The 25,035-nt window shown below is 71.7% G+C and carries 29 protein-coding genes; 21 read left to right on the forward strand and 8 right to left on the reverse strand.

The genetic code is table 11. The features are described from left to right. Positions 1 to 97: 97 nt before the first annotated feature. Entirely contained in the window at positions 98 to 1,000 is a 903-nt protein-coding gene (locus tag BJ979_RS08060; protein ID WP_179566869.1) for an aldo/keto reductase, read from the forward strand. A gap of 35 nt (positions 1,001 to 1,035) precedes the next feature. Here the strand turns inward: BJ979_RS08060 and BJ979_RS08065 are convergent, their stop codons facing one another. Both BJ979_RS08065 and BJ979_RS08070 read right to left on the reverse strand, forming a co-directional pair. Further along, positions 1,036 to 1,818, reverse strand: coding sequence for an alpha/beta fold hydrolase (locus BJ979_RS08065; RefSeq protein ID WP_179566871.1), 783 nt, complete (start codon positions 1,816 to 1,818; stop codon positions 1,036 to 1,038). A 76-nt stretch (positions 1,819 to 1,894) separates the two neighbouring features. Continuing rightward, positions 1,895 to 3,250 (reverse strand): D-alanyl-D-alanine carboxypeptidase family protein, encoded by a 1,356-nt coding sequence (locus BJ979_RS08070; protein WP_343046642.1) that lies wholly within the window; start codon positions 3,248 to 3,250, stop codon positions 1,895 to 1,897. 305 nt (positions 3,251 to 3,555) lie between these two features. Here BJ979_RS08070 and BJ979_RS08075 point away from each other — a divergent pair, with 305 nt between their 5' ends. Beyond that, on the forward strand, positions 3,556 to 4,002 hold the full coding sequence (locus BJ979_RS08075; RefSeq protein ID WP_179566873.1) for a DoxX family protein: 447 nt from the start codon (positions 3,556 to 3,558) through the stop codon (positions 4,000 to 4,002). Positions 4,003 to 4,066: 64 nt separating this feature from the next. Here the strand turns inward: BJ979_RS08075 and BJ979_RS08080 are convergent, their stop codons facing one another. After that, positions 4,067 to 4,597 (reverse strand): gamma carbonic anhydrase family protein, encoded by a 531-nt coding sequence (locus BJ979_RS08080; protein ID WP_179566875.1) that lies wholly within the window; start codon positions 4,595 to 4,597, stop codon positions 4,067 to 4,069. A 77-nt stretch (positions 4,598 to 4,674) separates the two neighbouring features. Between BJ979_RS08080 and ffh the strand changes: the two genes are divergently transcribed. From ffh to BJ979_RS08095, 3 genes are all read left to right on the forward strand, one after another. Then, a complete protein-coding gene (gene ffh / locus BJ979_RS08085) occupies positions 4,675 to 6,264 on the forward strand; it encodes a signal recognition particle protein (protein WP_179566877.1) in 1,590 nt (529 codons plus the stop codon). A 165-nt stretch (positions 6,265 to 6,429) separates the two neighbouring features. Next, complete coding sequence (locus BJ979_RS08090; RefSeq protein ID WP_179566879.1) at positions 6,430 to 6,978, forward strand: hypothetical protein; 549 nt, start codon at positions 6,430 to 6,432, stop codon at positions 6,976 to 6,978. 80 nt (positions 6,979 to 7,058) lie between these two features. Then, entirely contained in the window at positions 7,059 to 7,853 is a 795-nt protein-coding gene (locus BJ979_RS08095) for an LLM class F420-dependent oxidoreductase (RefSeq protein ID WP_179566881.1), read from the forward strand. 38 nt (positions 7,854 to 7,891) lie between these two features. Here BJ979_RS08095 and BJ979_RS08100 read toward each other — a convergent pair whose 3' ends face one another. Continuing rightward, positions 7,892 to 9,034 carry a glutamate--cysteine ligase gene (locus tag BJ979_RS08100; protein ID WP_179566883.1) on the reverse strand — a complete coding sequence of 381 codons (1,143 nt, stop codon included), beginning with the start codon at positions 9,032 to 9,034 and terminating at the stop codon, positions 7,892 to 7,894. Positions 9,035 to 9,115: 81 nt separating this feature from the next. Here BJ979_RS08100 and BJ979_RS08105 point away from each other — a divergent pair, with 81 nt between their 5' ends. Then, positions 9,116 to 10,120, forward strand: coding sequence for a DMT family transporter (locus BJ979_RS08105; RefSeq protein WP_343046643.1), 1,005 nt, complete (start codon positions 9,116 to 9,118; stop codon positions 10,118 to 10,120). 34 nt (positions 10,121 to 10,154) lie between these two features. Here BJ979_RS08105 and BJ979_RS08110 read toward each other — a convergent pair whose 3' ends face one another. Continuing rightward, positions 10,155 to 10,850 (reverse strand): AraC family transcriptional regulator, encoded by a 696-nt coding sequence (locus BJ979_RS08110; protein WP_179566885.1) that lies wholly within the window; start codon positions 10,848 to 10,850, stop codon positions 10,155 to 10,157. Between the two features lie 152 nt (positions 10,851 to 11,002). Here BJ979_RS08110 and BJ979_RS08115 point away from each other — a divergent pair, with 152 nt between their 5' ends. The 9 genes from BJ979_RS08115 (at position 11,003) to rimM (ending at position 18,826) form a co-directional block, all read left to right on the forward strand. Beyond that, a complete protein-coding gene (locus BJ979_RS08115; protein WP_179566887.1) occupies positions 11,003 to 11,860 on the forward strand; it encodes a siderophore-interacting protein in 858 nt (285 codons plus the stop codon). 158 nt (positions 11,861 to 12,018) lie between these two features. Next, on the forward strand, positions 12,019 to 13,011 hold the full coding sequence (fepB, locus tag BJ979_RS08120) for a Fe2+-enterobactin ABC transporter substrate-binding protein (RefSeq protein WP_179566889.1): 993 nt from the start codon (positions 12,019 to 12,021) through the stop codon (positions 13,009 to 13,011). Beyond that, the gene (locus BJ979_RS08125; protein WP_218853466.1) at positions 13,008 to 14,000 is read left to right on the forward strand and encodes an iron chelate uptake ABC transporter family permease subunit; all 993 of its coding nucleotides are present in this window, start codon (positions 13,008 to 13,010) and stop codon (positions 13,998 to 14,000) included. The genes fepB and BJ979_RS08125 overlap by 4 nt, the downstream gene beginning before the upstream one ends. After that, positions 13,997 to 15,043: a FecCD family ABC transporter permease gene (locus tag BJ979_RS08130; RefSeq protein WP_179566891.1), complete on the forward strand. Its 1,047-nt coding sequence runs from the start codon at positions 13,997 to 13,999 to the stop codon at positions 15,041 to 15,043. Before BJ979_RS08125 ends, BJ979_RS08130 begins: the two co-directional genes overlap by 4 nt. After that, positions 15,040 to 15,957 carry an ABC transporter ATP-binding protein gene (locus BJ979_RS08135; RefSeq protein WP_218853467.1) on the forward strand — a complete coding sequence of 306 codons (918 nt, stop codon included), beginning with the start codon at positions 15,040 to 15,042 and terminating at the stop codon, positions 15,955 to 15,957. The genes BJ979_RS08130 and BJ979_RS08135 overlap by 4 nt, the downstream gene beginning before the upstream one ends. Continuing rightward, the gene (locus tag BJ979_RS08140) at positions 15,954 to 17,240 is read left to right on the forward strand and encodes an enterochelin esterase domain-containing protein (RefSeq protein WP_179566893.1); all 1,287 of its coding nucleotides are present in this window, start codon (positions 15,954 to 15,956) and stop codon (positions 17,238 to 17,240) included. Before BJ979_RS08135 ends, BJ979_RS08140 begins: the two co-directional genes overlap by 4 nt. Before the next feature lie 130 nt (positions 17,241 to 17,370). Next, on the forward strand, positions 17,371 to 17,826 hold the full coding sequence (gene rpsP / locus BJ979_RS08145) for a 30S ribosomal protein S16 (RefSeq protein ID WP_179566895.1): 456 nt from the start codon (positions 17,371 to 17,373) through the stop codon (positions 17,824 to 17,826). Between the two features lie 5 nt (positions 17,827 to 17,831). Further along, positions 17,832 to 18,071 (forward strand): RNA-binding protein, encoded by a 240-nt coding sequence (locus tag BJ979_RS08150; RefSeq protein WP_141162788.1) that lies wholly within the window; start codon positions 17,832 to 17,834, stop codon positions 18,069 to 18,071. After that, on the forward strand, positions 18,068 to 18,826 hold the full coding sequence (rimM, locus tag BJ979_RS08155; protein WP_425502467.1) for a ribosome maturation factor RimM: 759 nt from the start codon (positions 18,068 to 18,070) through the stop codon (positions 18,824 to 18,826). The genes BJ979_RS08150 and rimM overlap by 4 nt, the downstream gene beginning before the upstream one ends. Positions 18,827 to 18,891: 65 nt before the next feature. Here rimM and BJ979_RS18130 read toward each other — a convergent pair whose 3' ends face one another. Then, a complete protein-coding gene (locus BJ979_RS18130) occupies positions 18,892 to 19,707 on the reverse strand; it encodes a DUF559 domain-containing protein (protein ID WP_179566897.1) in 816 nt (271 codons plus the stop codon). Between the two features lie 250 nt (positions 19,708 to 19,957). On the opposite strand from BJ979_RS18130, the gene trmD reads away from it, so the two are divergent. Beyond that, on the forward strand, positions 19,958 to 20,656 hold the full coding sequence (gene trmD, locus BJ979_RS08165) for a tRNA (guanosine(37)-N1)-methyltransferase TrmD (protein WP_179570152.1): 699 nt from the start codon (positions 19,958 to 19,960) through the stop codon (positions 20,654 to 20,656). A gap of 51 nt (positions 20,657 to 20,707) precedes the next feature. Here trmD and map read toward each other — a convergent pair whose 3' ends face one another. Continuing rightward, positions 20,708 to 21,478 (reverse strand): type I methionyl aminopeptidase, encoded by a 771-nt coding sequence (gene map / locus BJ979_RS08170; RefSeq protein ID WP_179566899.1) that lies wholly within the window; start codon positions 21,476 to 21,478, stop codon positions 20,708 to 20,710. Positions 21,479 to 21,680: 202 nt separating this feature from the next. On the opposite strand from map, the gene rplS reads away from it, so the two are divergent. From rplS to BJ979_RS08195, 5 genes are all read left to right on the forward strand, one after another. After that, positions 21,681 to 22,031 (forward strand): 50S ribosomal protein L19, encoded by a 351-nt coding sequence (gene rplS / locus BJ979_RS08175; protein WP_141162791.1) that lies wholly within the window; start codon positions 21,681 to 21,683, stop codon positions 22,029 to 22,031. 168 nt (positions 22,032 to 22,199) lie between these two features. After that, positions 22,200 to 23,033, forward strand: a complete 834-nt coding sequence (gene lepB, locus BJ979_RS08180) for a signal peptidase I (RefSeq protein WP_179566901.1) — start codon at positions 22,200 to 22,202, stop codon at positions 23,031 to 23,033. After that, the gene (locus BJ979_RS08185) at positions 23,030 to 23,755 is read left to right on the forward strand and encodes a ribonuclease HII (protein ID WP_179566903.1); all 726 of its coding nucleotides are present in this window, start codon (positions 23,030 to 23,032) and stop codon (positions 23,753 to 23,755) included. The genes lepB and BJ979_RS08185 overlap by 4 nt, the downstream gene beginning before the upstream one ends. After that, positions 23,722 to 23,901, forward strand: a complete 180-nt coding sequence (locus BJ979_RS18265; RefSeq protein ID WP_179566905.1) for a pentapeptide repeat-containing protein — start codon at positions 23,722 to 23,724, stop codon at positions 23,899 to 23,901. Before BJ979_RS08185 ends, BJ979_RS18265 begins: the two co-directional genes overlap by 34 nt. Positions 23,902 to 23,911: 10 nt before the next feature. Beyond that, positions 23,912 to 24,235, forward strand: coding sequence for a DUF2469 family protein (locus BJ979_RS08195; protein ID WP_141162794.1), 324 nt, complete (start codon positions 23,912 to 23,914; stop codon positions 24,233 to 24,235). Between the two features lie 71 nt (positions 24,236 to 24,306). Here BJ979_RS08195 and BJ979_RS08200 read toward each other — a convergent pair whose 3' ends face one another. Continuing rightward, a complete protein-coding gene (locus BJ979_RS08200; protein ID WP_179566907.1) occupies positions 24,307 to 24,954 on the reverse strand; it encodes a thermonuclease family protein in 648 nt (215 codons plus the stop codon). Positions 24,955 to 25,035: the final 81 nt, after the last annotated feature.

Genomic DNA, 25,035 nt, shown 5'->3' on the forward strand with positions numbered 1-25,035 from the left:
GAAGGGGGTGCTGGCGATACCCCGAACGACCGGCCCTCCCGCCGTGCGCTGCGAGAGAGTGCACTGGATGCCGAAGACCACACGACAGGAGTCCCCGATGCCGACCACGACGATCGACGACCTCATCCTCAACAACGGCGTCACGCTGCCCCCGATCGGGCTCGGCGTGTTCCAGAGCCCGCCCGCCGAGACCAGTGCCGCGGTCGCCACCGCGCTCGAGCTCGGCTACCGCCACGTCGACACGGCTGCGGCGTACGCGAACGAGCGTGAGGTGGGCGAGGGCATCCGCGCCTCGGGCGTCGCGCGCGACGACATCATCATCGAGACGAAGGTCTGGCCGAGCGACTACGGGCGCGACGAGACCCGGCACGCCTTCGACAAGGCGGCGGCGAAGCTCGGCGTCGACCGCATCGACGTGCTGATCCTGCACCAGCCCGCGCCCGCCGGCTTCGACCGCACGGTCGCCGCGTACCTGGTCCTGCAGCAGCTGCTCGCCGACGGCGCCGTGCGCGCGATCGGGGTGAGCAACTTCATGCCGCAGCACCTCGACCGGCTGCTCGCCGAGGTGGATGTCGTCCCGCAGCTCAACCAGGTCGAGCTGCACCCCTACTTCGCCCAGCCGGAGGTGCAGGCGGCGGATGCGCGCCACGGCATCCTCACCCAGGCCTGGTCGCCGATCGGCGGCATCACGTTCTACCCGGGCCCCTGGGGCGACGACCGGCGCAGCGTTCTCGCCGACCCGACGATCGCCGAGATCGCGGCGGCGCACGGCAAGAGCCCGGCTCAGGTCATGCTGCGCTGGGGGATGCAACAGGGACGCTCGGTGATCCCGAAGTCGACCAACCCGGCGCGCATCGCCGAGAACCTCGCGGTGTTCGACTTCGCGCTCTCGGCCGACGAGCTGGCCACGATCGACGCGCTCGACACCGGCCGTCGCAGCGGCCCCGATCCCGACAGCGCCCGCACCGACCTGTTCGACCGGGTCATCCCCGAGGCCTGAGCCGGCATCAGCGCGGGCTCAGCGCGGGAGCGGGCTCAGGCGCGCTCCCGCACCCGCGTCAGCACCTCGAGGATGACCTCGAGCACCTCGCTCGAATGCGTCAGGTGCACCATGTGCTCGGCCCCCGGCCAGCTGATGAGCGGCGCGTCGAGCGCGGTCGCCACCCGGGCGTGCGCGCGGTGGATCGGGTGGTCGGGCCGGCGATCGGCTGTCACCACGGCGGCCGGCACGCGCGGCAGCCGCGTCGGGTCGAAGCTCAGCGCCTCCTCGGCGAATCCGACGACCGCCCGACCGAGCTGGACGAAGTCGGCGTCGGTCATCTTCAGCGCGGCCGCCCGCTCGGGTGCGGCCATCCCGTGGCGCCGCGCCGAGCGCGCGGTCGTCGAACGCAGCAGTGCGCGCAGCAGGCTTCCGAGCACGGGGACGCGCTGCAGCCGCACCCCGGCGGCGGCGGTCTTCTCGAGCTGCAGGGCGAGCGGCGGGTCGGTGATCGGCGAGGCGTCGAGCAGCACGAGCCCTGCCACGTCGGCGGGATGGTCGCGGGCGAGCAGCAGCGCCGCGGCGGCCCCGAGACTCTGCCCGATCGCGACGACGGGGCCGACGCCGAGGCCGGCGATCGTCGCGTGCAGGGCGTCGCTCAGCCCGGCGAGCGATGCCGGCTCGGTCGACGAACCGGAACCGGGCCGGTCGTGCAGGATCACCCGGAACCCGTGGGTGGCGAGCGCCTCGGGCAGTCCCGGGAAGAAGCCCTCGACGGCTTCGGCGCCGCCGGGGAGCAGCAGGATGGCGGGTCCGGTGTCGCCGAGGATGCGCGTCATGCCAGCGACCCTAGGAGCCGAGCCGCAATGCCAGCCGTGCGCCGTCAGCCGTGCGCCGAGGCCGACTGCCGCCGGCCTACCAGCGCAGCACCTCGGCCGGATGTGTCAGCCGCCACTCGGTCGTCGGCTTCGTGATCGTCCCCTTGAGCACGACCGGCACGCTCGCCGACCGCGAACCCGCCGTGTAGACGACGGTGCCGATCCGCTCGCCGTCGCGGCCTGTCTTCAGTGCGGTCGTCGTCATCTTCGCGGTGACCTTCGCGTCCGACCAGGTCACCAGTCGCGCGGTGTCGCCGAGAGTCATCGTCGCCGTCGAACCCCACGCGGTGCGGTAGGTGCCGACCTCCGTGCCGACCTCGCCGACGATCGTGTCGCTGAACCCGGCCCGCAGGGCGTCGAGCCAGGCGCGCACATCCGTGACGATCTGTTCGCGGCCGCTGCCGAGGATCACGCCGACGACCTGCAGCGGGGCGTCGATGCCCGCGACCTTCACGTTCGCGGAGAACAGCAGATTCACTCCGACGTCGTCGAGCGTGCCGGTCTTGATGCCGTTCACCCCGTCGATGCCGAGCGCCGGATTCGTCGTCGAGAGCGTCGGAAGCCCGGCGACCTCGAGGCTGTGCAGCCCGACGATCTGCGCGAGCGCGGGATCGGCCATCACGAGCTTGCCGAGTGCGAGCAGATCGGCGGGGGTGCTCGTGTTGCGCGAGTCGAGTCCGGTCGGCTCGGCGAAGGTCGTGCTGGTGAGGCCGTGCTTCTTCAGCCAGCTGCGCGCCGCCGACACGAACGCCGGCTGCGAGCCGAAGGCCCAGGTCGACACCGCCTCGGCGTAGTTCGAAGCGGAGGCGACGAGCATCGTCGCGATCGCGTCGCGCTCGCTCATCCGCGTGCCCTCGGGCATCGCCGCGATCGTCGCGTTCAGCACGTAGTACTTGTCGTAGAGGTCGTGAGCGGCCTTGTCGAAGGTGATCGTGGGCCCGGTGCCGCCGTCGCCGAGCGGCTTGCGGTCGAGCACGACGAGCGCGGTCACGAGCTTGCTGATGCTGGCCATCGGCTTGGCCGCGTCGCCGCCCGACGCCGTCAGGATGCCCGAGGCGCCGGCGCCGAGGAACTCGTCAGCGCCCGCGACGCTCACCGCGAACTCGCCCGCCGGAGTCGGGAACGCGACGGCGGGGGAGGAGTCGACGACCGGCGCCTTCGCGGTGCCCGACGGCATCCCGACGGGCGCGGTGAGCGTCGCGAAGACGTAGCCGCCCGCCAGCGCCGCGATCACCACGACCGTCACGATCGCAGCGATCGTGCTGCGCCGCCGGCGGCGCCGGTCGCGGGCGCGCTCCGCCGCCTCAGCGGCCGGATCAGCTCGGCGTCGCGACTCGGCCGCATCGCTCGTGCGCATGATCCAGGCGAGGCGATCGAGGTCGTCGTGGGGCACTGCGGTGGTCCGTTCGCGTGATCGAACCGGCTCGAGAACCCGCAGCCGGCATCGGATCATAGGCACCGCACACCGCACGCGACCTCGGTGTCAGCCCTCGTGTCGCGCATCCTGCCGACCGATCTGTCCACCCCGGGCCCTGTCACGCGGCGTGATCCGCCTGCGAGGCAGACTCGGCCCACCCCCGAACGGGGTACAGTGGGTGGGGCGAAACGCCCACCCGGGGCTGGCAAGGGCCCGGGAGGGAGCGGCGAAGCCTCCCGCGGCGGGTCCATGCGCGCGCATGGAGTGTCAGCGTCGAGGGCATGAGAGCACCCACCTCGATCGCCCTGCTGCTGCTCCGCGTCGTCCTCGGCGTGGTCTTCATCGCCCACGGTCTGCAGAAGCTGGCCCAGGGCGGAATCGCCGGAACCGCCCAGGGCTTCGGCCAGATGGGCGTGCCGCTTCCCGAGATCGCCGCGCCCGCGATCATCGCCCTCGAGATCGGCGGGGGAGCCCTGCTGATCCTCGGTCTCGCCAGTCGCATCCTCGGCGCCCTGCTCGCCGTCGACATGATCGTCGCCTGGGGCCTCGTGCACGCCGGCTCGGGTTTCTTCGCGCAGGACGGCGGCTTCGAGTACGTGCTCGTGCTGGCCGTCGTCGGCGCCGCGATCGCGGTCGCCGGACCCGGACGCTTCGCGGTGGATGCCGCCCTCGGCGGCGTCGTGCGGTCGCGTCGTCAGCGCCGCACCCTCACCCCGGCCCGCGCCTGACGCGGATCCCGACCCAGCACACGGACGCCCCGTCCCGCTCACGCGGGGCGGGGCATCCGCCGTGTCAGGCCTCGCGCGGCTCGAGCCCGCGGTGCGCGCGCGCGAGCTCCCGGTACTGCACCGCATTGCGGGCGATGCGGTCGCGCATCCCTTCGTCGGTGATCTCGCCGCGCACCTTCGCCGGAACGCCCGCCGCGATGTGACCGTCGGGCACCTCGTGCCCCTCGAGCAGCACCGCGCCGGCGGCCAGCAGGGCGCGCGCGCCGAGCTTCGAACCGCTCAGCAGCCGCGAGCCCATGCCGACCAGGGCGCCGTCGCCGATCGTCGTGCCGTGGATGATCGCCGCGTGGCCGATGCCGACGCCCGCGCCGATCACGGTCGGGTTGCCGAGGTCGGTGTGCACGACCGAGTTGTCCTGGATGTTGCTGCCCTCGCCGAGGTCGATCCATTCGAGGTCGCCGCGCAGCACTGTGCCATACCAGACGCTCGCCTCCGCGGCGATGCGCACGCGGCCGATGATCGTGGCGTTCGGGGCGATGAACGCGGTCGGGTGGATCTCGGGGAAGTCGCCGTCGAACGGCAGGATGAGCGCCATGTCGTCAGCCTAGGGCGGCTCCGGTCGGCGTCCTCTGGCGAGCCCGTCTGATCACTCCCGCGTAGAATCGCCGGACCATGGCCGCTTTCGCCTCACTCTCCGATCGCCTCACCGCGACCTTCCGCAACCTCCGCACCAAGGGCAAGCTCACGCCCGCCGACGTCGACGGCACCGTGCGCGAGATCCGCCGGGCGCTGCTCGACGCCGACGTCGCCCTCGAGGTCGTGAAGCAGTTCACCAGCACCGTGCGCGAGCGCGCCCTCAGCGACGAGGTCAACAAGGCGCTCAACCCGGCCCAGCAGGTCGTCCAGATCGTCAACGAAGAGCTCATCGCGGTGCTCGGCGGGCAGCAGCGCCGCCTCGAGTTCGCGAAGCAGCCGCCGACCGTCATCATGCTCGCCGGCCTCCAGGGCGCCGGAAAGACGACCCTCGCCGGCAAGCTCGCGAAGCACCTCAAGAAGGAGGGGCACACGCCGCTGCTCGTGGCGAGCGACCTCCAGCGCCCCAACGCGGTCACCCAGCTGCAGGTCGTCGGCGAGCAGGCCGGCGTCCCGGTCTGGGCGCCCGAACCGGGCAACGGCGTCGGCGACCCGGTGCGCGTCGCCCGCGACGGCGTCGCCGAGGCGAAGCGCAAGCAGTTCGACACCGTCATCGTCGACACCGCCGGCCGCCTCGGCATCGACGCCGAGCTGATGAAGCAGGCCTCCGACATCCGCAAGGCCGTCGACCCCGACGAGGTGCTCTTCGTCATCGACGCGATGATCGGCCAGGACGCGGTCACGACCGCCCGCGCCTTCCAGGAAGGCGTCGACTTCACCGGCGTCGTGCTCTCGAAGCTCGATGGCGACGCCCGCGGTGGTGCCGCTCTCTCGGTCGCCAGCGTGACCGGCCGCCCCATCATGTTCGCCTCCACGGGCGAGAACCTCGACGACTTCGAGCCGTTCTACCCCGACCGCATGGCGAGCCGCATCCTCGACCTCGGTGACATCCTCAGCCTCATCGAGCAGGCCCAGGAGGCTTTCGACGAGGAGGAGGCGCGCAAGGTCGCCGAGAAGTTCGCGACCGACAGCTTCACGCTCGACGACTTCCTCAAGCAGATGCAGCAGCTCAAGAACATGGGCTCCATCAAGGGGATGCTGAGCATGCTGCCCGGCGCCCGCGGCATGCGCGAGCAGCTCGACAACTTCGACGAGAAGGAGATCACCCGCACCGAGGCGATCATCCAGTCGATGACGATGCAGGAGCGCAGCCAGCCGAAGCTGCTCAACGGCTCGCGCCGCCTGCGCATCGCGAAGGGATCGGGCACCACGGTGACCGAGGTCAACTCGCTGATGCAGCGCTTCGAGCAGGCGTCGAAGATGATGAAGACCGTCGCCAAGGGCGGGATGCCGCAGGTTCCGGGCATGGGACCGGTGCCCGGCATGGGCGGCGGCCGCGCCGCGGCGAAGAAGGCGGCAGCGCAGGCGAAGAAGAAGGGCGGCTCGAAGAGCGGCAACCCCGCCAAGCGCGCCGCCGAGAACCGCGCGATCGCCGAGGGCAAGCCGGTCGGCGGCTCGAACGCCGGCGGCTCGGGCTTCGGCCTCGGCGGGGGCGCGGGTTCCGGAGCCGGCTCGGGCCAGCCGAGCGAGGAGGAGCTGGCGGCGCTGGGCAAGTTCCTGAACCGCTGACACCGCTCGTCCACCGCGCGCCGGTGCGCGACGGGCGCGATGGACGAGGAGCCGGAGATCCGGGGTGACCTGGATCTGCGGGTGGTCGTGCTGAGTTAGTCTCACGGAGCCGGGTGCTCATCCGGCGACTCACCGCATCCCTCCGCCTCGAAAGCGAGCCCTTCCGTGCGCAGCTCCACGCGTCTCCTCCTCGTCCCCGTCCTCCTCGCCGCGGCCATCGGCCTCGCCGGATGCTCGCTCCCGGGAATCGGCGGCGACAGCTCGTCGAAGTCCGACTCGTCGTCGAAGGATGACGCCTCGCCCGCCGCGGACGACAGCGCGAAGGGCGGCTGCCCCGCCAGCATCACCGCCGCGCTCAAGCAGAACACCACCATGGACGCCTCGGAGGGCACCGTCGCCGACCTCGCGTTCCCGGGCGACGCGGCCCTGCTCGCCGACGCCTGCGTGCTCGTCGTCAAGGCCACGACCGCGGGCCAGGGCGACACCGTCATGGCCTTCGTGCCGGGCGACGCCGACAAGGCCGCGCAGATCACCGCCGCCGTCGAGGCCGCCGGGTTCACCTCGCTCACCGCCGACGAGAAGGGCGGCTTCTACACGAAGGACAAGGAGAGCTGGATCATCGCCAAGGGCGACACCAGCAACCCGCTCGCCGCCGGCTTCGGCGACAAGTTCTCCGGCCCGATCGTGACGCTCATGCACATCGTCACCGCCTGATCCGGGCCAGCGCGCCAGAGCATCCGAGGGGATGCGGCACCGCCCAGCGGCGTGCCGCATCCCCTCGCTAGCGTGAGCGCATGACCACCAACCGCCCCGTCCGCATCGGCGTGCAGGTTCAGCCGCAGCACGCGCTCTACACCGACATCCGCGACACCGTGCGCGCTCTCGAAGACCTCGGCGTCGACGTCGTCTTCAACTGGGACCACTTCTTCCCGCTCAGCGGCGAGCCCGAGGGGCTGCACTACGAGTCGTGGACGATGCTCGCCGCCATCGCCGAGCAGACCGAGCGCGTCGAGCTCGGCGCCCTCGTCAACTGCAACTCGTATCGCAACGCCGACCTGCAGGCCGACATGGCCCGCACGATCGATCACATCAGTGCGAAGGGCGGCACCGGCCGCTTCATCTTCGGCACCGGCTCGGGGTGGTTCGAGAAGGACTACGACGCCTACGGCTACGAGTTCGGCACGGTCGGCTCGCGCCTCGACGCGCTCGGCGAATCGCTGCCGCGCATCGAGGCCCGATGGGCGAAGCTCAATCCGGCCCCGACGCGCGAGATCCCGGTGCTGATCGGCGGCGGCGGGGAGCGCAAGACGCTGCGGCTCGTCGCCAAGCACGCCGACATCTGGCACAGCTTCGCCGACCCGGAGACGCTGAAGCACAAGATCTCGGTGCTCAAGGACTGGTGCGAGAAGGAGAACCGCGATTTCACTGAGATCGAGCTCTCGAACGAGCAGCGCCAGAAGGACCTCAAGCTCGCTGACGAGCTGCACGCGACCGGCGTCACGCTCTTCACGATCGGCCTCAGCGGCCCCGACTACCCGCTCGAGCAGGTGCGCGACTGGATCCGCTGGCGCGACGAGATCAACGGCTGACCCTCGCGGGTTCGCGACGGCGCGCGGCGCCGACCTCGTCAGATCGTCGAGGGCTCGCCGGTCGCGAACTCGGCGGCCAGTCCCGCGACGACCGCGCGGGTGTCGCCGCCGTGCGCCTCGGCGATGCGCCGCTGGCGCTGGTAGCTGGCACCGCGGTCGAGGATGAGCTGCACGTCCGCGAGCTCCCCGGCGCAGTCGAGCCGCTCGGCGATCGGCTTCAGCCGTTCGAGGGTCTCGGCGAGATGCTCGGTGACCAGACGCTCGTCGCCGGCGCGGTTGACGATCACGATCGCGTCCAGCCCGTAGCGGGCGCCGCGCCACTTGTTCTCGCGCACGAACCAGGGCTGCATGTTGTCGACCTCGCCGCCCGCATCGAGCGTCTGCTCGGCCTCCTCGATGAGGCACTGCGCCAACGCGGTCAGCGCGCCGACCTCGCGCAGCGTCGACAGTCCGTCGCAGAAGCGGATCTCGATCGTGCCCCACTTCGGCGAGGGACGCAGATCCCAGCGCAGCTCGGAGAAGTGGTCGATCACCCCGACGTGAAGCAGGTCGTCGACGATGCGCTCATACTCCTCCCAGGCGCCGAGCTGCGGCGGCAGGCCGGCGGTCGGCAGCTGCTGGAACATGAGCGCGCGGTTCGAGGCGTAGCCGGTGTCGATGCCGGTCCAGAACGGGCTGGACGCCGACAGCGCCTGGAAGTGCGGGTAGTAGGTCAGCAGCGAGTTGAGGATCGGCAGGACGCGCTCGCGCCGGTCGATGCCGACGTGCATGTGCACGCCCCAGATCAGCAGCTGGCGTCCCCAGTACTGCGTGCGGTCGAGCAGCGTCTGGTAACGCTCCTTGTCGGGCGTGACCTCCTGGTGCTGCCAGAGGGCGAAGGGATGCGTGCCGGCGCACATGAGGTCGACGCCGTGGCCGCGGGCGGCGTCGGCGGCGGCGCGCGACTCGCGAGCGAGATCGGCCACGGCATCCGCCACCCGGTCGTGGGGCGCGCTGACCAGCTCGACCGTGTTCGTCAGGAACTCGCCGGTCGCGTGCGGGAATGCGCTGTCGTCGCTCGCGAGGTCGGCGAGGATCTGCGGGGCGGCGGGGGAGAGGTCGCCCGTTGCGCTGTCGACGCACTGCAGCTCCCACTCGATGCCGACGCTCGAGCGCGGCGATCCGGCGAAGCTGAGGCCCATGCGCCCGAGTCTGGCAGGCGCGCGCGGTGGCATGGCGGATTCGTGTCTTCGGATGTCGTCGGTTCGCCCTAGCGTTCTGCTGTGAGCACGCAGAACGTCCCCGCACCGTCGGGTATCCCGTCGTCCTCCGCGACGCCGCCGTCGCGCCGAGAGACCCTGCTGCTCGCCGGGGCGATCGTGTTCACGGTGCTCGCCTGGGCGAGCGCCTTCCTGGTCATCCGCGGAGTCGCCCCGCACCTCGCGCCGGGCGGCCTCGCCTTCGGCCGGCTCATCGTCGGCGCGCTCGCGCTCATCGTGCTGTTCGCGATCTCCCGTCGCTGGGTGACGCCGACGGCGCGCGAGTGGATGCTGCTGCTCGGCTACGGCGTGCTCTGGTTCGGCCTCTACAACGTCGCGCTCAACACCGCCGAGACCACGCTCGACGCCGGCACGACCGCGATGATCGTCAACGTCGGCCCCATCCTCATCGCGCTCGGCGGCGGGCTGATCTTCCACGAGGGCATCTCGCGCTGGCTCGCGATCGGCTTCGTGGTCGCCTTCGCCGGCATCGTGCTGATCGGTGTCGCGAGCGGCGCCCATTTCGGCGACCTCGGCGGGATGCTGTGGTGCCTGGTCGCGGCCGTCACCTACGCCGCCGGTGTGCTCACGCAGAAGCCGACACTGCGCCGGCTGCCCGGCATCCAGGTGACCCTGTTCGGCGCGCTCATCGGCGCGGTGGTCACCACGCCCTTCGCACCGCAGCTGGTCGGCGATCTCGGCCGGGTGGCTCACGACACCCCGCACTCGCTGAGCCCCGTCGTGCTGGGCATCGTCTACCTCGGCGTCGTGCCGACGGCGCTCGCCTTCACGACCTGGGCGTATGCGCTCGGCCGCGTTCCGGCGAGCCGGCTCGGCATCAGCACCTATGTGGTTCCGCCGATCGCGGTGCTGCTCGGCTGGGCCGCGTTCGGCGAGGTGCCGGCTCCGCTCGCGCTCGTCGGCGGGGTCGTCTGCCTCGCCGGCGTGGCCCTCAGCCGTCGCCGCTCCCGACCCGCGGTCGTCGTGTCCGAGCAGGCGCCGGTCTCCGAGGCGTCGCCCGGGCGTTGATCCCGGGCTCGCGCGGCCATCTCCGCCGCGTCGCTCAGCGCAGCACGCGACGCCGGTGCCGCGCGGGCGAGTGCCCGTAGCGACGCCGGAACGCGTCGATGAACGCGGTCGGCGCGGAGTAGCCGACGCGGGCGGCGACGCTCGTGACCGGCACCCCGCGCTCGAGCAGCGGCAGCGCCGCGCTCAGCCGCGCCGCACTGCGCCACTGCGGGAAGGTCATCCCGGTCTCGGCGCGGAAGCTGCGCTGCAGCGTCTTGGCGCTCGTGTGCACCAGTGCCGCCCACTCCTCGAGGCTGCGCGCGGAATGCGGCTCGGTCAGCAGCGCCTCGGCGACCTGACGGGCGCGGTCGTCGTGCGGCAGGCACAGCGCCGCCGCTGCCGTGATCAGGCTCGGAAGCAGCTCGCGCACCTGCTCCCGCACCGGCTCGGGGTCGCGGTGCTCGCTGAGGCCGGGCTGCAGCAGCTCGCGGCAGAGCCGGTCGAGCTCGGCCGTACGACGCACGGGGGCGGTGCGGCGCATCAGGTCGGGCGCCTCGACGATCCCGATCGGGATGGGGAACACGAGGCTGTCCTCGCGGGGGAGCACCTCGTGCTCGACCCCGGCCGGGATCCAGAGCGCGGTGTCGGTGTCGACGCTCCAGGTGACGCCGTCGATGCGGATCGCGCTGCTGCCGCTCGCGACCCAGGTCAGCTCGTCGCCGTCGTGCACCGTGAGCGTCGTCGCCAGCATCCTGCCTCCTCCGCCTCGTCGGCGCGGTTCGTCCGTCGGTCTCTGGGCGTCGTCGGCCGAGTTTCGTCCAGTCAGCGGAGGGTCGCGTCCAGACAGCCGAGCTCCGAGTTCTTAGGCGAGCCTAACCTGATCTCGACCCCGGGAGATGCTCTGTGACCCTGCCCTCGACCTCGCTGTCGGCCCTCGACCTCGCGCCGAGCCCCACCGGCATCCGCACCGTGACCCGGCCGCTGCGCCGCCGCGTGCTGACCGTCGTCGACGTCCGCGACATCAGCGCGAGCCTGGTGCGGGTCGTGCTGGCCGGCGAGACGGTGGATGAGACGACCCTCGCGCCGTTCGCGCCCGTCGACCACGTCAAGCTGTTCTTCCCGGACGCGCAGGGCGAGCTGCACCTGCCCGAGGTCGTCGATGACCGACCGGCTCATCTCGACCGCACGCGCGCCATCTTCCGCGACTACACCGTTCGCGACGCCGATCCCGCCGCAGGGACGCTCACGATCGACTTCGTGCGGCACGACCACGGTCCGGCCGGGCGCTGGGCGATCGCTGCGCGACCCGGCGACGAGATCGGCGTGCTCGGGCCCCGCGGCTCGCACGTCTACCCCGACGGGCACGCCCGTTACGTCCTGATCGCGGACGAGACGGCGATCCCGGCGCTCGCCCGCTGGCTCGCCGCACCGCTCGCCGATGCCGAGGTGCACGCGGTCGTCGTCGTCGCGAGCGCCGACGACGTGCCCGAGCTGCCGTCCCCGCCGCTCGGTCAGCGTCGCCGGATCCAGGTCGTCGGTGCGCCTCAGCACGAGCGAGCACACGCGCTCGCCGCCGCCGTGACGCAGCTCGATCCCGCGCATCCCGACACCTTCTGGTGGATCGCGGGCGAGGCCGGAACGATCGCCCCGCTGCGACGGACGCTGCGCGACGCCGGCGTCGACCGCGGCCGTCGCGACATCGACGGCTACTGGCGCGTCGGCGTCGCCAACCTCGACCACCACGTCGAGGACGACGACTGAGCGCGTCCTGACGTCGGGCCGGGCATCTCGCCGCCCGGCCCGTCAGCTGCCCGACCGGACACTTCCCGCCTCCGCGCCGACTCCGGCGGCCCCGGCTCCCCGCCGTGCCGCGATCGTGGGCGCCCGCATCCGCACCACCCCACAGAACCGAGGTACCCATGACCCACGCCCGACCCCGCCTGCGCACCGCGCTCGTCGCACTCGCCGCCGCCGCCGCGCTCGTGCTGACCGGCTGCGCAGCCGACAGCGCCGACGCCGGCGACTCCGCCGACAGCGGCTCGTGGCCGCGCACGATCGAGCACGAGAACGGCAGCACCGAGATCCCGGCGAAGCCGCAGAACATCGTCTCGACATCGATCACCCTCACCGGCACGCTGCTCGCGATCGATGCGCCCGTCACCGCGACCGCGACCACCACGCCGAGCGAGATCACGGATGACGACGGCTACTTCGCGCAGTGGGCCGACGTCGCGAAGAAGCGCGACGTCGCCGAGCTCTACCCCGACCTGACCTTCGACGAGGAGGCCGTGATCGCCGCGGCCCCCGACCTGATCGTGGTGTCGGCGTCGGGCGCCGACTCGACCGCTGAGCAGTACGACCAGCTCAGCGCGATCGCGCCGACGATCGTGCTCGACTACGGATCGCACACCTGGCAGGAGCTCGCCGAGCAGCTCGGCGAGGCGACCGGCCACGAGGCCGAGGCGAAGAAGACGGTGGCCGACTTCGACGCGAAGGTCGCGAAGGTCGCCGCCGACATCACCGTGCCCGCCGGCACCGCCAACGCGATCGTCTGGAACGGCACCGAGAACGACACGGCGTTCGCCAAGCCCGAGGGCTCGCACGGCAAGCTGCTGACGGCGCTCGGCTTCGACATCCGCGGCGCCGACGACAGCCTCGACACCAGCACGCAGACCCGGAAGGACTTCGCCTTCGTGTCGATCGAGAACGCGGTCGGCGCACTCACCGGCGAGACGGTGTTCCTGATCAGCGGCGGCGATGCCAAGGTCGACGACCTGAAGAGCGTCCCGGTGATGGCGAACGCCCCCGCCGTCGCGTCGGGATCGCTGCACCCGCTCGGCGACACCTCGTTCCGCATCGACTACTACAGCGGTCTGCAGATCGTCGACGCGGTCGAGAAGCAGTTCGGGTGAGACGAGGTCTCCTCCTCCTGATCGGGATGCCGGTGCTGGCCCTGCTGGGCTGCGCCGGCATCCTGATCGGCTCGCGCATCATCGACCCGGGCACAGCCTGGCAGGCGCTCACCGCCTTCGATCCCGGCGACGACGCACAGCTGATCGTGCGCGAACTGCGCGTGCCCCGCACGTTGCTCGCGATGCTCGTGGGCGCCGCGCTCGGCGCCGCCGGGGCGATCATGCAGGCGCTGACCCGCAACCCGCTCGCCGAGCCCGGACTGCTGGGCATCAACGCGGGGGCCGGCGCGGCGGCGGCGACCGGCATCGGGCTGGGCTTCACGGTCGGGGCGTTCGGCCACGTGCTGTTCGCCTTCGCCGGCGCCGCGATCGCCGCAGTACTGGTCGCGGCGCTCGGCGGGGCCTTCGGCGGCGGAACGGACCCGGTGCGCCTCACGCTCTCGGGCGCTGCGCTGAGCGTCGTGCTCGGCGCCTACACGCAGGCTCTGCTCATCAACTACCCCACCGTGTTTGAGGACTTCCGCTTCTGGGTCGTCGGCTCGCTGCAGGGGCGCGACTGGGAGCTCGTCCCGGCCGCCGCGGCCGTCATCATCCCGGCGCTGCTCGTCGCGCTGCTGCTCACCCGCTCGCTCAACGCCGCGGCACTGGGCTCTGATCTGGGTCGCGCGCTCGGCGCCGACCTGCGTCGCACGTGGATCGTGTCGGCCGTGATCGTCATCGTCCTCTGCGGCGCCGCGACCGCCGCAGCCGGTCCGATCGGATTCCTCGGCCTCGTCGCGCCACTCGCGGCCCGGCAGCTCGCCGGCCCCGATTACCGCTGGATCGTGCCGCTGTCGATGATCGGCGCGGCGGCACTGCTCACCGCGGCCGACGTGGTGGCGCGCATCGTCACACCGCCCGCCGAGACCCGCACCGCCATCCTCATGGCGCTCATCGGCGCGCCCGTGTTCATCGCGGTCGTGCGTCGTCGCCGGCTAGTGCGGCTGTGAGCGGCGCGACGTCGCGGTCCTGGCGCGCCTGGCGCTCGCCCGGCGACGCGCTGTCGTGGCGCTGGCGCCCGCGCGCCCTCGTGGTGGCGCTCGTGATCGCCGTGCTGCTCGTGCCGCTCGGTGCCGTCGTGCTGACGACCGGCACGCTGCGCATCGAGCTCGGCGACGTGCTGCCCGCACTCTTCGGGCACGGCGAGCGGGCGGATGTGCGGGTGCTGCAGCTGATCCGCGCGCCCCGTCTGGTGACCGGCATCGCGGTCGGAGCGGCTCTCGGCATCAGCGGCGCCCTGTTCCAGTCGCTGTCGCGCAACCCGCTCGGCTCGCCCGACATCGTCGGCTTCCTCACCGGCGCCGCGAGCGGCGCGATCGTGGCGATCCTCGTGCTGGGCGCCCCTCCGCTGGGCATCGCGGCGGCGGCCGTGATCGGCGGGGTCGTCACCTCGGCGCTCGTCTACGTGCTGTCGTTCCGCCGCGGCGCGACGGGCGGATATCGGCTCGTGCTCGTCGGCATCGGAGCGGGAGCTCTGCTCGGCGCGCTCAACGACCTGCTCATGACCCGGTCCGCGGCCGAGAACGCGATCGTCGCACAGCTCTGGCTCACGGGGACGCTCAACGCCCGCACCTGGGTGCATGCGCTTCCCGTGCTGATCGCCGTGGTGGTTCTCGTCGTGCCCGCGGTGGCGCTCGCGCGCGGACTCTCGGCACTGGAGCTCGGCGACGACGTCGCCACCCAGTCGGGGATGCGCGTCGAGGCCGTGCGCATCGGCACCCTCGCCGTCGGCATCGGTCTGGCCGCCCTCGCGGTCGCCGCGTCGGGGCCGGTGTCGTTCGTCGCGCTCGCCGCCCCGCAGATCGTGAAGCGGCTGAACGGCAGCGGCGGCCCGTCGATCGTCGGCTCGGCGCTGCTCGGCTCGGCGCTGCTGGTCGGAGCCGACGTCCTCTCGACCACGCTGCCCCTGCCGGTCGCGGTGCCCGTCGGGCTCATGACCGGGCTGCTCGGCGGCGTCTACCTGATCTGGCTGCTCGGTCGGAGGCGCCGATGAGCGCCCCCGCCGACGGCCCCCGAGGAGACCACATGACCACCGCATCCACTCGCCTCGAAGCCCGCGATGTGACGCTCGCCTACGACCAGCGTGTCGTCGCCGAGGGGCTCAGCGTCGCGATCCCCGACGGACGCGTGACCGTGATCGTCGGGCCGAACGCCTGCGGCAAGTCGACGCTGCTGCGCTCGCTCGCCCGCCTGCTCGCGCCGTCGGCGGGAACGGTGCTGCTCGACGGCGACGACGTGCGCTCCTACCGCACGAAGGAGGTCGCGCGCCGTCTCGCTCTGCTGCCCCAGTCGGTCGAGGTCCCCGACGGCATCTCGGTGCTCGACCTCGTCGCGCGCGGCCGTTTCGCGCACCAGCGTCTGCTGCGGCAGTGGTCCCGTGACGACGAGGTCGCCGTGCGCGCGGCGATGGCGGCGACCGGCGTCGACGAGCTCGCCGATCGCGGCGTCGGCGAGCTGTCGGGCGGGCAGCGGCAGCGCGTGCTGCTGGCGATGGTCCTGGCGCAGCAGAGCGGACTGCTGCTGCTCGACGAGCCCACCACCTTCCTCGACCTCGCCCACCAGTACGAGGTGCTCGAGCTGTGCCGACGACTCAACCGCGAGCGCGGCGACACGGTCGTGGCGGTGCTGCACGATCTCAACCAGGCGGCGCGCTACGCCGACCATCTCGTGGTCATGGCGGCGGGCGAGATCGTCGCCGAAGGCCGCCCCGCCGACCTGCTCGACGCGGAGCTCGTCGAGCGCGTCTTCGGTCTGCCGGTGCGGGTGATCGCCGACCCGGTCACCGGTGCGCCGCTCGTGATCCCGCTGCCGGGCGGCGGCGGCAGTGCCGCCAGCGGCGGCGGCAGCGGCGCGGAGGTGGTTGCCGGCTCAGGGCACCGTCCGGACGCTGACGCGAGGACGTCGTGATCGGCACCGCGCTGCGCGCCGCCGCGACTCCACGCGCCGCCGACCGGGGCCCCCTGCGCATCGAGAGCGCAGCGCTCCGGGCTCTGCGGGCGGGCGTGCCGCTCGCCGAGATCGCCGCGGCGGGACATCATGCGGGGGAGTGGCCCGTCATCGGGCCGGCCGTCGAACGCGAGGGCGTCCGCCTGCGCGAGGTGACCTTCGTGGCCGACGACACCGGCGACCCAGCGCTCGTGCACCTCAACGGCATCACCGACGCGCACCGCCGCGACGTGCGCCCCGCGCTGCTGCAGCCGATCCCCGGCCGTGAACTGCGTGCGCTCGCCTATCTCCTCCCCGAGGGACTGACCGCGTCGTATCGGCTCGCCACTGTCCCGGATCTGCCGGGCGACGCCGGTTCCACCCGCGAAGGATGGATGCGGGTGCACCGTGCGGGTCGCCCCGATCCGCGCAACCCGCACGGCATCCGAACCCCGCTCGGCGGGGCGTCGTCGCTGCTGCGGATGCCGGGCTGGCGGGCGCACCCCGCTCGTGAACGGCTCGCCGCGGGCGCCGCGCCGGAGCACGACCTGGCGACGCGCGAACTGCGCGTGCCCGGGGCGCGGGGTGAGCGCTCGGTGTGGGTCATCACCCCGGTCGCCGGGCCCGTGCCCGACACGCTCCTGGTGCTGTTCGACGGCGACACGTGGATGGACGCCGACGTTCCGGCGCTGCTCGCCGCCCGTCCCGGCCCGCCGGTCGCGGTCGCGGTCGTGTCGTCGATCTCGCTCGAGGCGCGGTCGGCCGAGCTGCCGCATCCCGACGTCATCGCCCGCGTGCTCGGCGACGAGGTGCTGCCCGCGATCGCGTTCGCGCTCGGGATGCGGCACCGCCCCGATCAGATCGTCGTCGCCGGGCAGAGCTACGGCGGGCTGGCGGCCGCGGCTCTCGTCGCGCTGCATCCCCGCGTCGCGCGGACGGGGATCGTGCAGTCGGGCTCGTTCCACTTCCGTGCGGCGGCAGCCGACCATCCTCCGGCGGAGCGGCCAGGAGACCTGATCGAGCGGATGCGCGGCCGGTCGCTCGCCGGTCGGCTCGTCGTGCAGGTCGGAACCGAGGAACCCGACCTGCACCGCCTCGCCCGCGACTTCGTCGCCATCGCGCGCGACACTGGGATCGAGCTCAGCTCGCGCCTCGTCGCGGGCGGTCACGACTACGCGTGGTGGGTCGACGGCGTGCTGTTCGCCCTCGATGAGCTGCTCCTCCCGGTCGCGGTTGGAGCACGGCCGCAAGATCTGTCAGAATAGGCAGTCGAGCCTGGGCCGTCCGACCCTCTATCCGACGCGCCCGAGGCATCCTTCAGAGCTTCGCGTCCGAGCGTGCACCCCACGAGCACGGCCGCTGTTCGACTTTCAACACTCACCATTCAGGAGAAACGTGGCTGTCAAGATCCGCCTCAAGCGGCTTGGAAAGAAGTTCGCGCCGTACTACCGCATCGTCGTCGCCGACTCGCGCACCAAGCGCGACGGTCGTGTGATCGAGGAGATCGGCAAGTACCACCCGACGGAGAACCCGTCGTTCATCGAGGTCCAGAGCGACCGCGCGCAGTACTGGCTCAGCGTCGGCGCCCAGCCGACCGAGCAGGTTCTCGCGATCCTCAAGCTGACCGGCGATTGGGGCACCTTCAAGGGTGACAAGAACGCCGTCAGCACCGTCAAGGCCCCCGAGGGCAAGGTCGAGTTCACGGTCGACGAGAAGAAGAAGACCGTGCTGAAGCCCAAGGCCGAGAAGAAGGCCGAGGAGGCCCCCGCCGCTGCGGAGGCCCCGGCTGATGAGGCGCCGGCCGAGGAGGCCGCTGCCGACGAGACCGCGACCGACGGCGACCAGGCCTGATCGACGTGCTCGCACCCGCGCTGGAACACCTCGTCAAGGGGATCGTCGATCACCCCGATGACGTCCGCGTGGCTTCGATCGACTCCTCGCGCGGCGAGGTCCTCGAGGTGCGCGTGCACCCCGAGGACCTCGGCCGCGTGATCGGCCGTTCGGGACGCACGGCCAAGGCCCTCCGCACCCTCGTCACGGCGCTCGCCGACGGCCGCCGCGTGCGCGTCGACGTGGTCGACACCGACGAGGCGTGAGTCCTCGCAAGCCGCCCCGCACGCCCCGCACTCAGCTGCGGGTCGCTCGCCTGGTGAAGGCCCACGGCCTCAAGGGCGCCCTCAAGCTCGAGCTGTACACCGACGATCCCGATCGTCGCTTCACGCCCGGCGCGACCTTCGCGCTGCAGGTGCCGACCTCGTCGTCGTGGCACGGCAAGTCGCTCGAGCTGGCTGAGCTGCGCTTCTACAACGGCAGCCCCGTCGCCTTCTTCGTCGGCGTCGACGACCGCACCGCGGCCGAGACGCTCGTGAAGGCGGTGCTCTGGATCGATCAGGATCTCGACGAGGTCACCGACGAAGAGGATGCGTGGTTCGACCACCAGCTCGTCGGCCTCTCCGCGGTGCGCGACGGGCAGACCGTCGGCCAGATCGCCCGCGTCGAGCACCTGCCCGCGCAGGATCTGCTCGTCGTCGCGACCGACGCCGGCGAGGTGCTCGTGCCGTTCGTCAAGGCGATCGTGCCGAGCGTCGACGTCGAGGCCGGCATCGTCACGCTGACCCCGCCGGTCGGTCTCTTCGAGGACATCCCCGACGCGGATGCCGCCGATGCCGCCGAGCGCGAGTCGGGATCCGGCGACGGCGGCAGCCGTCGCCCGCCGGTGCCGCGCCGCACCTCGCGTCGTCGCCCGGCCGCGGCCGGCGGCGCCGAGAAGCCGTCTGCTGACGACACGGCCGACGTCGCGGAGCCCGCCGGGTCCGACGACGCCGAGGCTTCGGAGACCGACGCCCAGTAGGCAGCTCCGGGCACGACGTCGGCTCAGGGGGTACACGGCGACATCATGCGTTGTCATCGGGCATCTCAACCGACGCTGTGCTCTCGTCGCCGCCGAGCACCCCACTTGTGCTCGTGGCGGCGGACGACCGCGAGGATCTCGGCCAGCACCTGCGGCCACTCACTGACGACGCGGTGGTAGCCGGCGCGGATGCGCAGATAGCCGAGCGCCGTGAGAGCAGAGTCCCGACGGCGATCGCGTTCTCGAGCTTCCGCGGTGGAATGCCATTCGTCGCCGTCAAGTTCGACGACGAGCCGATCTCCGATCAGCAGATCCACTCGACCGACGCCGTGGATCGTGACCTGCAGTCGCGGGCGAATGCCGGCAGCGATCAGGCGGAGTCGCGCCAGGGTCTCGATGCCTGACTCGCTGCGCGGGTCGTGCGCAGCGATCGCTCGGACGAGTCGACGGTCGGGCTGAGACGGTGGAAGTTCGCCGATGACACCGCGGTTCATCGCGGAGTCGATCGCGCATACGAGCTCTTCGTGGGTCAGGCAGGTCGCCGCGACGACGAGCGCGGTCATCGGGTCATCCACTCCGTCGCGCGCAGAACCGCTGAGACGGTGAACTCGCGTCCGGTGCGCACGGTGCTGGCGAGCGTGGCCGTCGATCCGCACGTGCTCCGATGCACGGAGCACCCAGATCCCGTGTCGGCGCAGAGCTCCCGAGCAGGTGACCGTCCCGCCGCAGGCAACCGCGTGCTCGACGAGAGGATCGACGATGCCCACCGCGTACCACCCTCGCCGAACACGACGCGCCTCGCCCGTCGCGAGCGCGCGCTCGATGTCGTGGCGCGTCGCGCCCTCGTCACGGAGCATCCTGTAGCTGAGTATCCGGGTCACGCGCCCGAGGATGTCGTCTCATCGAGACGCGCTCGGAACGACAACCGTCATCGGTCGACAACTCGCGGATCAATCACCCTGTGGAGGAATCGGACCGCAGATCTCGGCCCATCGCGCGGTGCACGGTGTCGGGCGGGGCGCGAGGTGGTTTCGCATAGTCGAGCGACGGCTCGACTGAGCCGACACTGTGCAGGTGGCCGAAAGGCTCGACGGCGCCGGCCCGGCGTCGCGCCGCGGCTACGCTGGGCCGGTGCGCGTCGACATCTTCACGATCTTCCCGGAGTTCTTCTCCGTGCTCGACGTCTCGCTGCTCGGCAAGGCCCGCACCAGCGGACTGCTCGACCTCGGCGTGCACGACCTGCGCGGCTTCGCGACCGACCGGCACCGCAGCGTCGACGACACGCCCTACGGCGGCGGCGCCGGCATGGTCATGAAGCCGGAGCCCTGGGGGCAGGCGCTCGACTCCGTTGTGACGCCCGCATCCACCGTGATCTTCCCGAGCCCGGCCGGCGAGGTCTTCACCCAGCGCCGCGCCCGCGACCTGAGCACGCGCGAGCACCTCGTCTTCGCCTGCGGGCGCTACGAGGGCATCGACCAGCGCGTGATCGACGACGCCGCGAGTCGCGCGGAGGTCATCGAGCTCAGCCTCGGCGACTACGTGCTCAACGGCGGCGAGGTCGCCACCATGGCCGTCGTCGAGGCGGTCGGGCGGCTGATCCCCGGCGTCGTCGGCAACCCGGAGAGCCTCACCGAGGAGAGCCACGAGGATGGCCTGCTCGAGTATCCGAGCTACACGAAGCCCGCCGAGTGGCGCGGCCGCGAGGTGCCGCCGATCCTGCTCAGCGGACACCACGCGCAGATCGCCGCGTGGCGTCGCGAGCAGCAGATCGAGCGCACGCGGCGAGTTCGACCCGAGCTGCTGCCGGAGGAGCTGCGCGAGGTCGACTGAGGCTGCGGCGACGCGGGTCCGGGCCGGAGTGCGTCCCAGCCGGTCAGACCGTCAGCTCGAGCGCGCGGTGAGGACGATCGGACCGTCTTCGGTGATCGCGACCGTGTGCTCCCAGTGGGCGCCGCGCGATCCGTCGGCGCTGCGCAGCGTCCAGCCGTCGGGGTCGGTGAAGATCTCGTCGGTCGTGTGCAGGAACCACGGCTCGATCGCGAACACGAGTCCCGGGCGCAGCGGCACACCGCGCTTGCGGCGACCGTCGTTCGGCACGTGCGGGTCGCCGTGCATCACCCGGCCGACGCCGTGGCCGCCGAAGTCGAGGTTGACCTCGAGGCCCGCATCCGCGGCGACGTCGCCGATCGCGGCCGAGATGTCGCCGATGCGCTTGCCGACGACCGCCTGGGCGACGCCCGCGTCCAGCGCCTCAGCGGTGACCTGGATGAGGCGCTCGTCCTCCTCGCGCGGGGTGCCGACGATGAGCGACACGGCGGAGTCGGAGACCCAGCCGTCGACGCTCGCCGCGAAGTCGAGGCTCAGCAGGTCGCCGTCGCGCAGCGTGTAGTCGTGGGGGAGTCCGTGCAGCACCGCGTCGTTGACCGAGGTGCAGATGACCTTGCCGAAGGGCGAGGCGCCGAACGACGGGTGGTAGTCGATGTAGCAGCTCTCGGCTCCGGCGGCGCGGATCATGTCGTGCGCGAGCGCATCCAGCTCCAGCAGGTTGACGCCGACCGCGGCGGCGTCGCGGGTGGCCTCGAGCACGCTGGCGACGAAGGCGCCGGCCGGGCGCATCTGCTCGATCTCGGCGGGGGTGCGCAGTTCGATCACCCGTCGAGCCTAGCCGTCGGCGGGTGTCGTGGCCGGTCCGCTGCACTGCCTGCTTTGGTGAAATGCCCCGTCATCTGGCAAACTGATCGCTTGTGCCCGGCGCGGCTCTGCCACAGGGGAGCCCGGATCACCGGAGCACGCACTCACTTTCCTATTCTTCTACCGCGTGCGACCTGTCGGCGAGCGCAGAGAGCGAACGAACATGTCCCACATTCTCGACGTCGTCGATGCAGCATCGCTGCGCTCGGACATCCCCGACTTCCGCCCCGGTGACACCGTCAAGGTGCACGTGAACATCATCGAGGGCTCGCGCTCGCGTATCCAGGTCTTCCAGGGCGCCGTCATCGGCCGCTCGGGCGAGGGCGTCCGCGAGACCTTCACGGTCCGCAAGGTCAGCTTCCAGGTGGGCGTCGAGCGCACCTTCCCGGTGCACTCGCCGGTCATCGATCACATCGAGATCGTGACCCGCGGTGACGTGCGTCGCGCGAAGCTCTATTACCTGCGTGAGCTGCGCGGCAAGAAGGCCAAGATCAAGGAGAAGCGCGACGCGTAAGTCGCAGCGCTGATCCGATTCGCGCCCACACCCCCACCGGGTGTGGGCGCGATCGTTTAACCGGATGCTCGGCCTATGCTTGCCCCGGGCCGCGAGGTCCGCGGGCCTCAGCGCCCACAGGGGCATCAGCGCCCACAGGGGCATCAGGCCAGGAGACCAGGGGAGCGGATGACCACGGCGGACGAGAACGCGCACGCACGCGACGAGGCCGACGACAGCGTCGAGGCGGATGCCGCCGAGCTGCCGCGCCGCCGTGGCACCGAGCGGCGCGCCGTCGTCGAGGCGCGCAAGCCGCGCGGCTGGAAGCTGTTCCTGCGCGACCTGGTGGTCATCATCGTCGCCGCGGTGATCATCTCCTTCCTCATCAAGACCTTCCTGATCCGGTCGTTCTACATCCCCTCGGAGTCGATGGAGCAGACGCTCATCGTCAACGACCGGGTGATCGTCAACGAGCTGCAGCCGAAGGTGTTCGGCCTCGAGCGCGGCGACGTCGTCGTGTTCAAGGATCCGGGCGGCTGGCTCGACGGCACCGCCAAGACCGAGCAGCCGACCGGACTGGCCGGCTTCTTCAACGAGGCGCTCGGCGTGATCGGCCTCACCGCGCCCGACAGCGACGACCACCTCATCAAGCGCGTCATCGGGCTGCCGGGCGACACCGTCAAGTGCTGCAACAGCCTCGGCCAGATGACCGTCAACGACGTTCCGCTCGACGAGCCCTACGCGCAGCTGCCTGAGGGCACGAAGCGCGTCTCGGCCGACGACTTCGAGGTCACGGTTCCCCAGGACGCGATCTGGGTCATGGGCGACAACCGCTACAACTCCAAGGATTCGCGCTACAACCAGCAGAACCCGGGCAAGGGCTTCGTGCCCTACGACGACGTGGTCGGACGCGCGTTCGTGATCAGCTGGCCGACGAGCCGCTGGACCTGGCTCGACGACTACCCGCTCACCTTCGACGGCGTTCCCGACAGATCGGCGTCGGCGAAGCCGCTGGGCGGATGACCGTCGTCGATCCCGACCTCCGCTTCGAGAAGCGGCTGCTGCGCGAGGGCGCGGAGCTCGTGATCGGCGTGGACGAGGTCGGTCGCGGGGCCATCGCCGGTCCGGTGGCGGTCGGCGTGAGCGTCGTGGATGCGGCGGTCGCGCGCATCCCCGTCGGCCTGCGCGATTCGAAGCTGCTCAGCGAGAGGCGCCGCGAGGAGCTGCACCCGAAGGTGCAGCGCTGGGCGCGGCACCAGGCGGTCGGGGTGGCCTCGAACGAGGAGGTCGATCGGCTCGGCATCATCGCCGCGCTCGGACTCGCCGGCACGCGCGCTCTGACGGCCGTGCTCGCCGAGGGCGTCGCGCTCGGCGCGGCCCGGGTGATCCTCGACGGCTCGCACGACTGGCTGACGCCGGCGCTGCGCTCGGCGGGTGCCGGTGCCGGCGTCGGCGCTGGCGCTGGCGCTGGCGTGGGTCAGGCTGCCGGCGGCTTCGCGGGGATGACCGTGACGACCCGCGTGAAGGCCGATATGACGTGCGCGAGCGTGGCCGCGGCATCCGTGCTGGCGAAGGTGCAGCGCGACCGCTTCATGATCGCGTCGCATGAGCGGCTGCCCGAGTACAACTGGGTGTCGAACAAGGGCTACGCCTCGGCCGACCACTACGCCGCGATCGAGCGGATCGGCGCGAGCGACCTGCATCGCTGGTCGTGGCTGCGACAGCCGACGCTGCTCGATCTCTGAGCGGGCTCTCCCTCCGCAGCGCGTCCCTCCGCGACGCGTCCCTCCGCGACGCGTCCCTCCACAGCGCGTCCCTCCACAGCGGCGATCTCGGCCGCTCATCCACCGATCGCGGTCGCGCGTCGGCGGCGACCCGCGCTCGGATCTAGACTGGCGCGGATGGATGACGAGGATCTCGACGACTACGACCGTGAGGTCGAGCTCGCCCTGTACCGCGAGTACCGCGATGTGGTGGGCCAGTTCAAGTACGTGGTCGAGACGGAGCGGCGGTTCTACCTCGCCAACGAGGTCACGCTCGAGCGCAAGGACACCGAGCACGACTTCTACTTCGAGCTCGCGATGACCGACGTGTGGGTGTGGGATGTCTACCGCGCCGACCGCTTCGTGAAGAGCGTGCGCGTGCTCACCTTCAAAGACGTCAACGTCGAGATGCTCGGCGAGCGGGAGCTCGAGCTGCCCAAGGAGCTGGCGATCGACGAGTAGTCGATCTCCGGGTCGGGTGGCCTCGTCGCCGTCGCTCGTCGGCGGCGTTCCGGACGCTGTGCTGCTCCGCGTCAGCAGGCTCCCCACAGCCCGGCGTTCTCGGATCGAGCCGCCGACTGCGCATCCTGGAACTCCTGCCAGCGGGCGTGCCGATCGCGGTATGCCTCGGCGAAGCCCTCGCGCACGAGCGTGAGGTTGACGAGGGATCCGGTGCCGTCGTTCGTCGACGCGGGAACCCAGAGGTAGCGCAGCAGCCGCCCGTAGCGATCCGCGTCTCCCTGCGTCGGGTCGGGTTCGAGGCGCACGGCGGTGCCCGCCGGCAGCAGCTCCGTCGTGTGCGCGCTGGCCTCCGGGCCCCAGCACTCGACCGGCGAGTTCGGCTTGACCGTCTCCGGGGTGTCGATCCCGGCGAGGCGCACGGTCTCCTGGCCACCGCGGCCGTCGCGACGCACGACGACCGTGTCGCCGTCGACGACGCGCACGATCGTGGCGGCCGCGGCTGTCGCGGGGATGACGGCGGAGGCGCCGATGACGGGCCCCGCGGTCGAGGGCGCCGCGGTCGCCGGGACAGCCGAGGCCGGTGCGTCGACGTCGCCGTGGTCGGGGATGCCGAACCGGCCGAGATCATCGAGCTTGATGACGCCGGTGAGCATGCCGATGACGACCACGGCGATCGCGACGCCCAGCAGCAGGGGCAGGCGTGAGCGGCGGCGTCGCATGGGGATCCTCGGTGCGGGTGGGCTGTCGGTGCGCCGACGGCGCCGGGGCCGTGCGGCCTCCGTCTCGATCATGGCGGATGC

Source organism: Schumannella luteola, assembly GCF_013408685.1.
GTDB classification, from domain to species: Bacteria; Actinomycetota; Actinomycetes; order Actinomycetales; family Microbacteriaceae; genus Schumannella; species Schumannella luteola.

Bases quoted from the DNA above. Each gene is read 5' to 3' on its own strand.
- BJ979_RS08060 (WP_179566869.1), top strand. From the start codon at position 98: ATGCCGACCACGACGATCGACGACCTCATCCTCAACAACGGCGTCACG.
- BJ979_RS08065 (WP_179566871.1), bottom strand. From the start codon at position 1,818: ATGACGCGCATCCTCGGCGACACCGGACCCGCCATCCTGCTGCTCCCC.
- BJ979_RS08075 (WP_179566873.1), top strand. From the start codon at position 3,556: ATGAGAGCACCCACCTCGATCGCCCTGCTGCTGCTCCGCGTCGTCCTC.
- BJ979_RS08080 (WP_179566875.1), bottom strand. From the start codon at position 4,597: ATGGCGCTCATCCTGCCGTTCGACGGCGACTTCCCCGAGATCCACCCG.
- ffh (WP_179566877.1), top strand. From the start codon at position 4,675: ATGGCCGCTTTCGCCTCACTCTCCGATCGCCTCACCGCGACCTTCCGC.
- BJ979_RS08095 (WP_179566881.1), top strand. From the start codon at position 7,059: ATGACCACCAACCGCCCCGTCCGCATCGGCGTGCAGGTTCAGCCGCAG.
- BJ979_RS08100 (WP_179566883.1), bottom strand. From the start codon at position 9,034: ATGGGCCTCAGCTTCGCCGGATCGCCGCGCTCGAGCGTCGGCATCGAG.
- BJ979_RS08110 (WP_179566885.1), bottom strand. From the start codon at position 10,850: ATGCTGGCGACGACGCTCACGGTGCACGACGGCGACGAGCTGACCTGG.
- fepB (WP_179566889.1), top strand. From the start codon at position 12,019: ATGACCCACGCCCGACCCCGCCTGCGCACCGCGCTCGTCGCACTCGCC.
- BJ979_RS08135 (WP_218853467.1), top strand. From the start codon at position 15,040: ATGAGCGCCCCCGCCGACGGCCCCCGAGGAGACCACATGACCACCGCA.
- rplS (WP_141162791.1), top strand. From the start codon at position 21,681: ATGTCCCACATTCTCGACGTCGTCGATGCAGCATCGCTGCGCTCGGAC.
- lepB (WP_179566901.1), top strand. From the start codon at position 22,200: ATGACCACGGCGGACGAGAACGCGCACGCACGCGACGAGGCCGACGAC.
- BJ979_RS08185 (WP_179566903.1), top strand. From the start codon at position 23,030: ATGACCGTCGTCGATCCCGACCTCCGCTTCGAGAAGCGGCTGCTGCGC.
- BJ979_RS08195 (WP_141162794.1), top strand. From the start codon at position 23,912: ATGGATGACGAGGATCTCGACGACTACGACCGTGAGGTCGAGCTCGCC.
- BJ979_RS08200 (WP_179566907.1), bottom strand. From the start codon at position 24,954: ATGCGACGCCGCCGCTCACGCCTGCCCCTGCTGCTGGGCGTCGCGATC.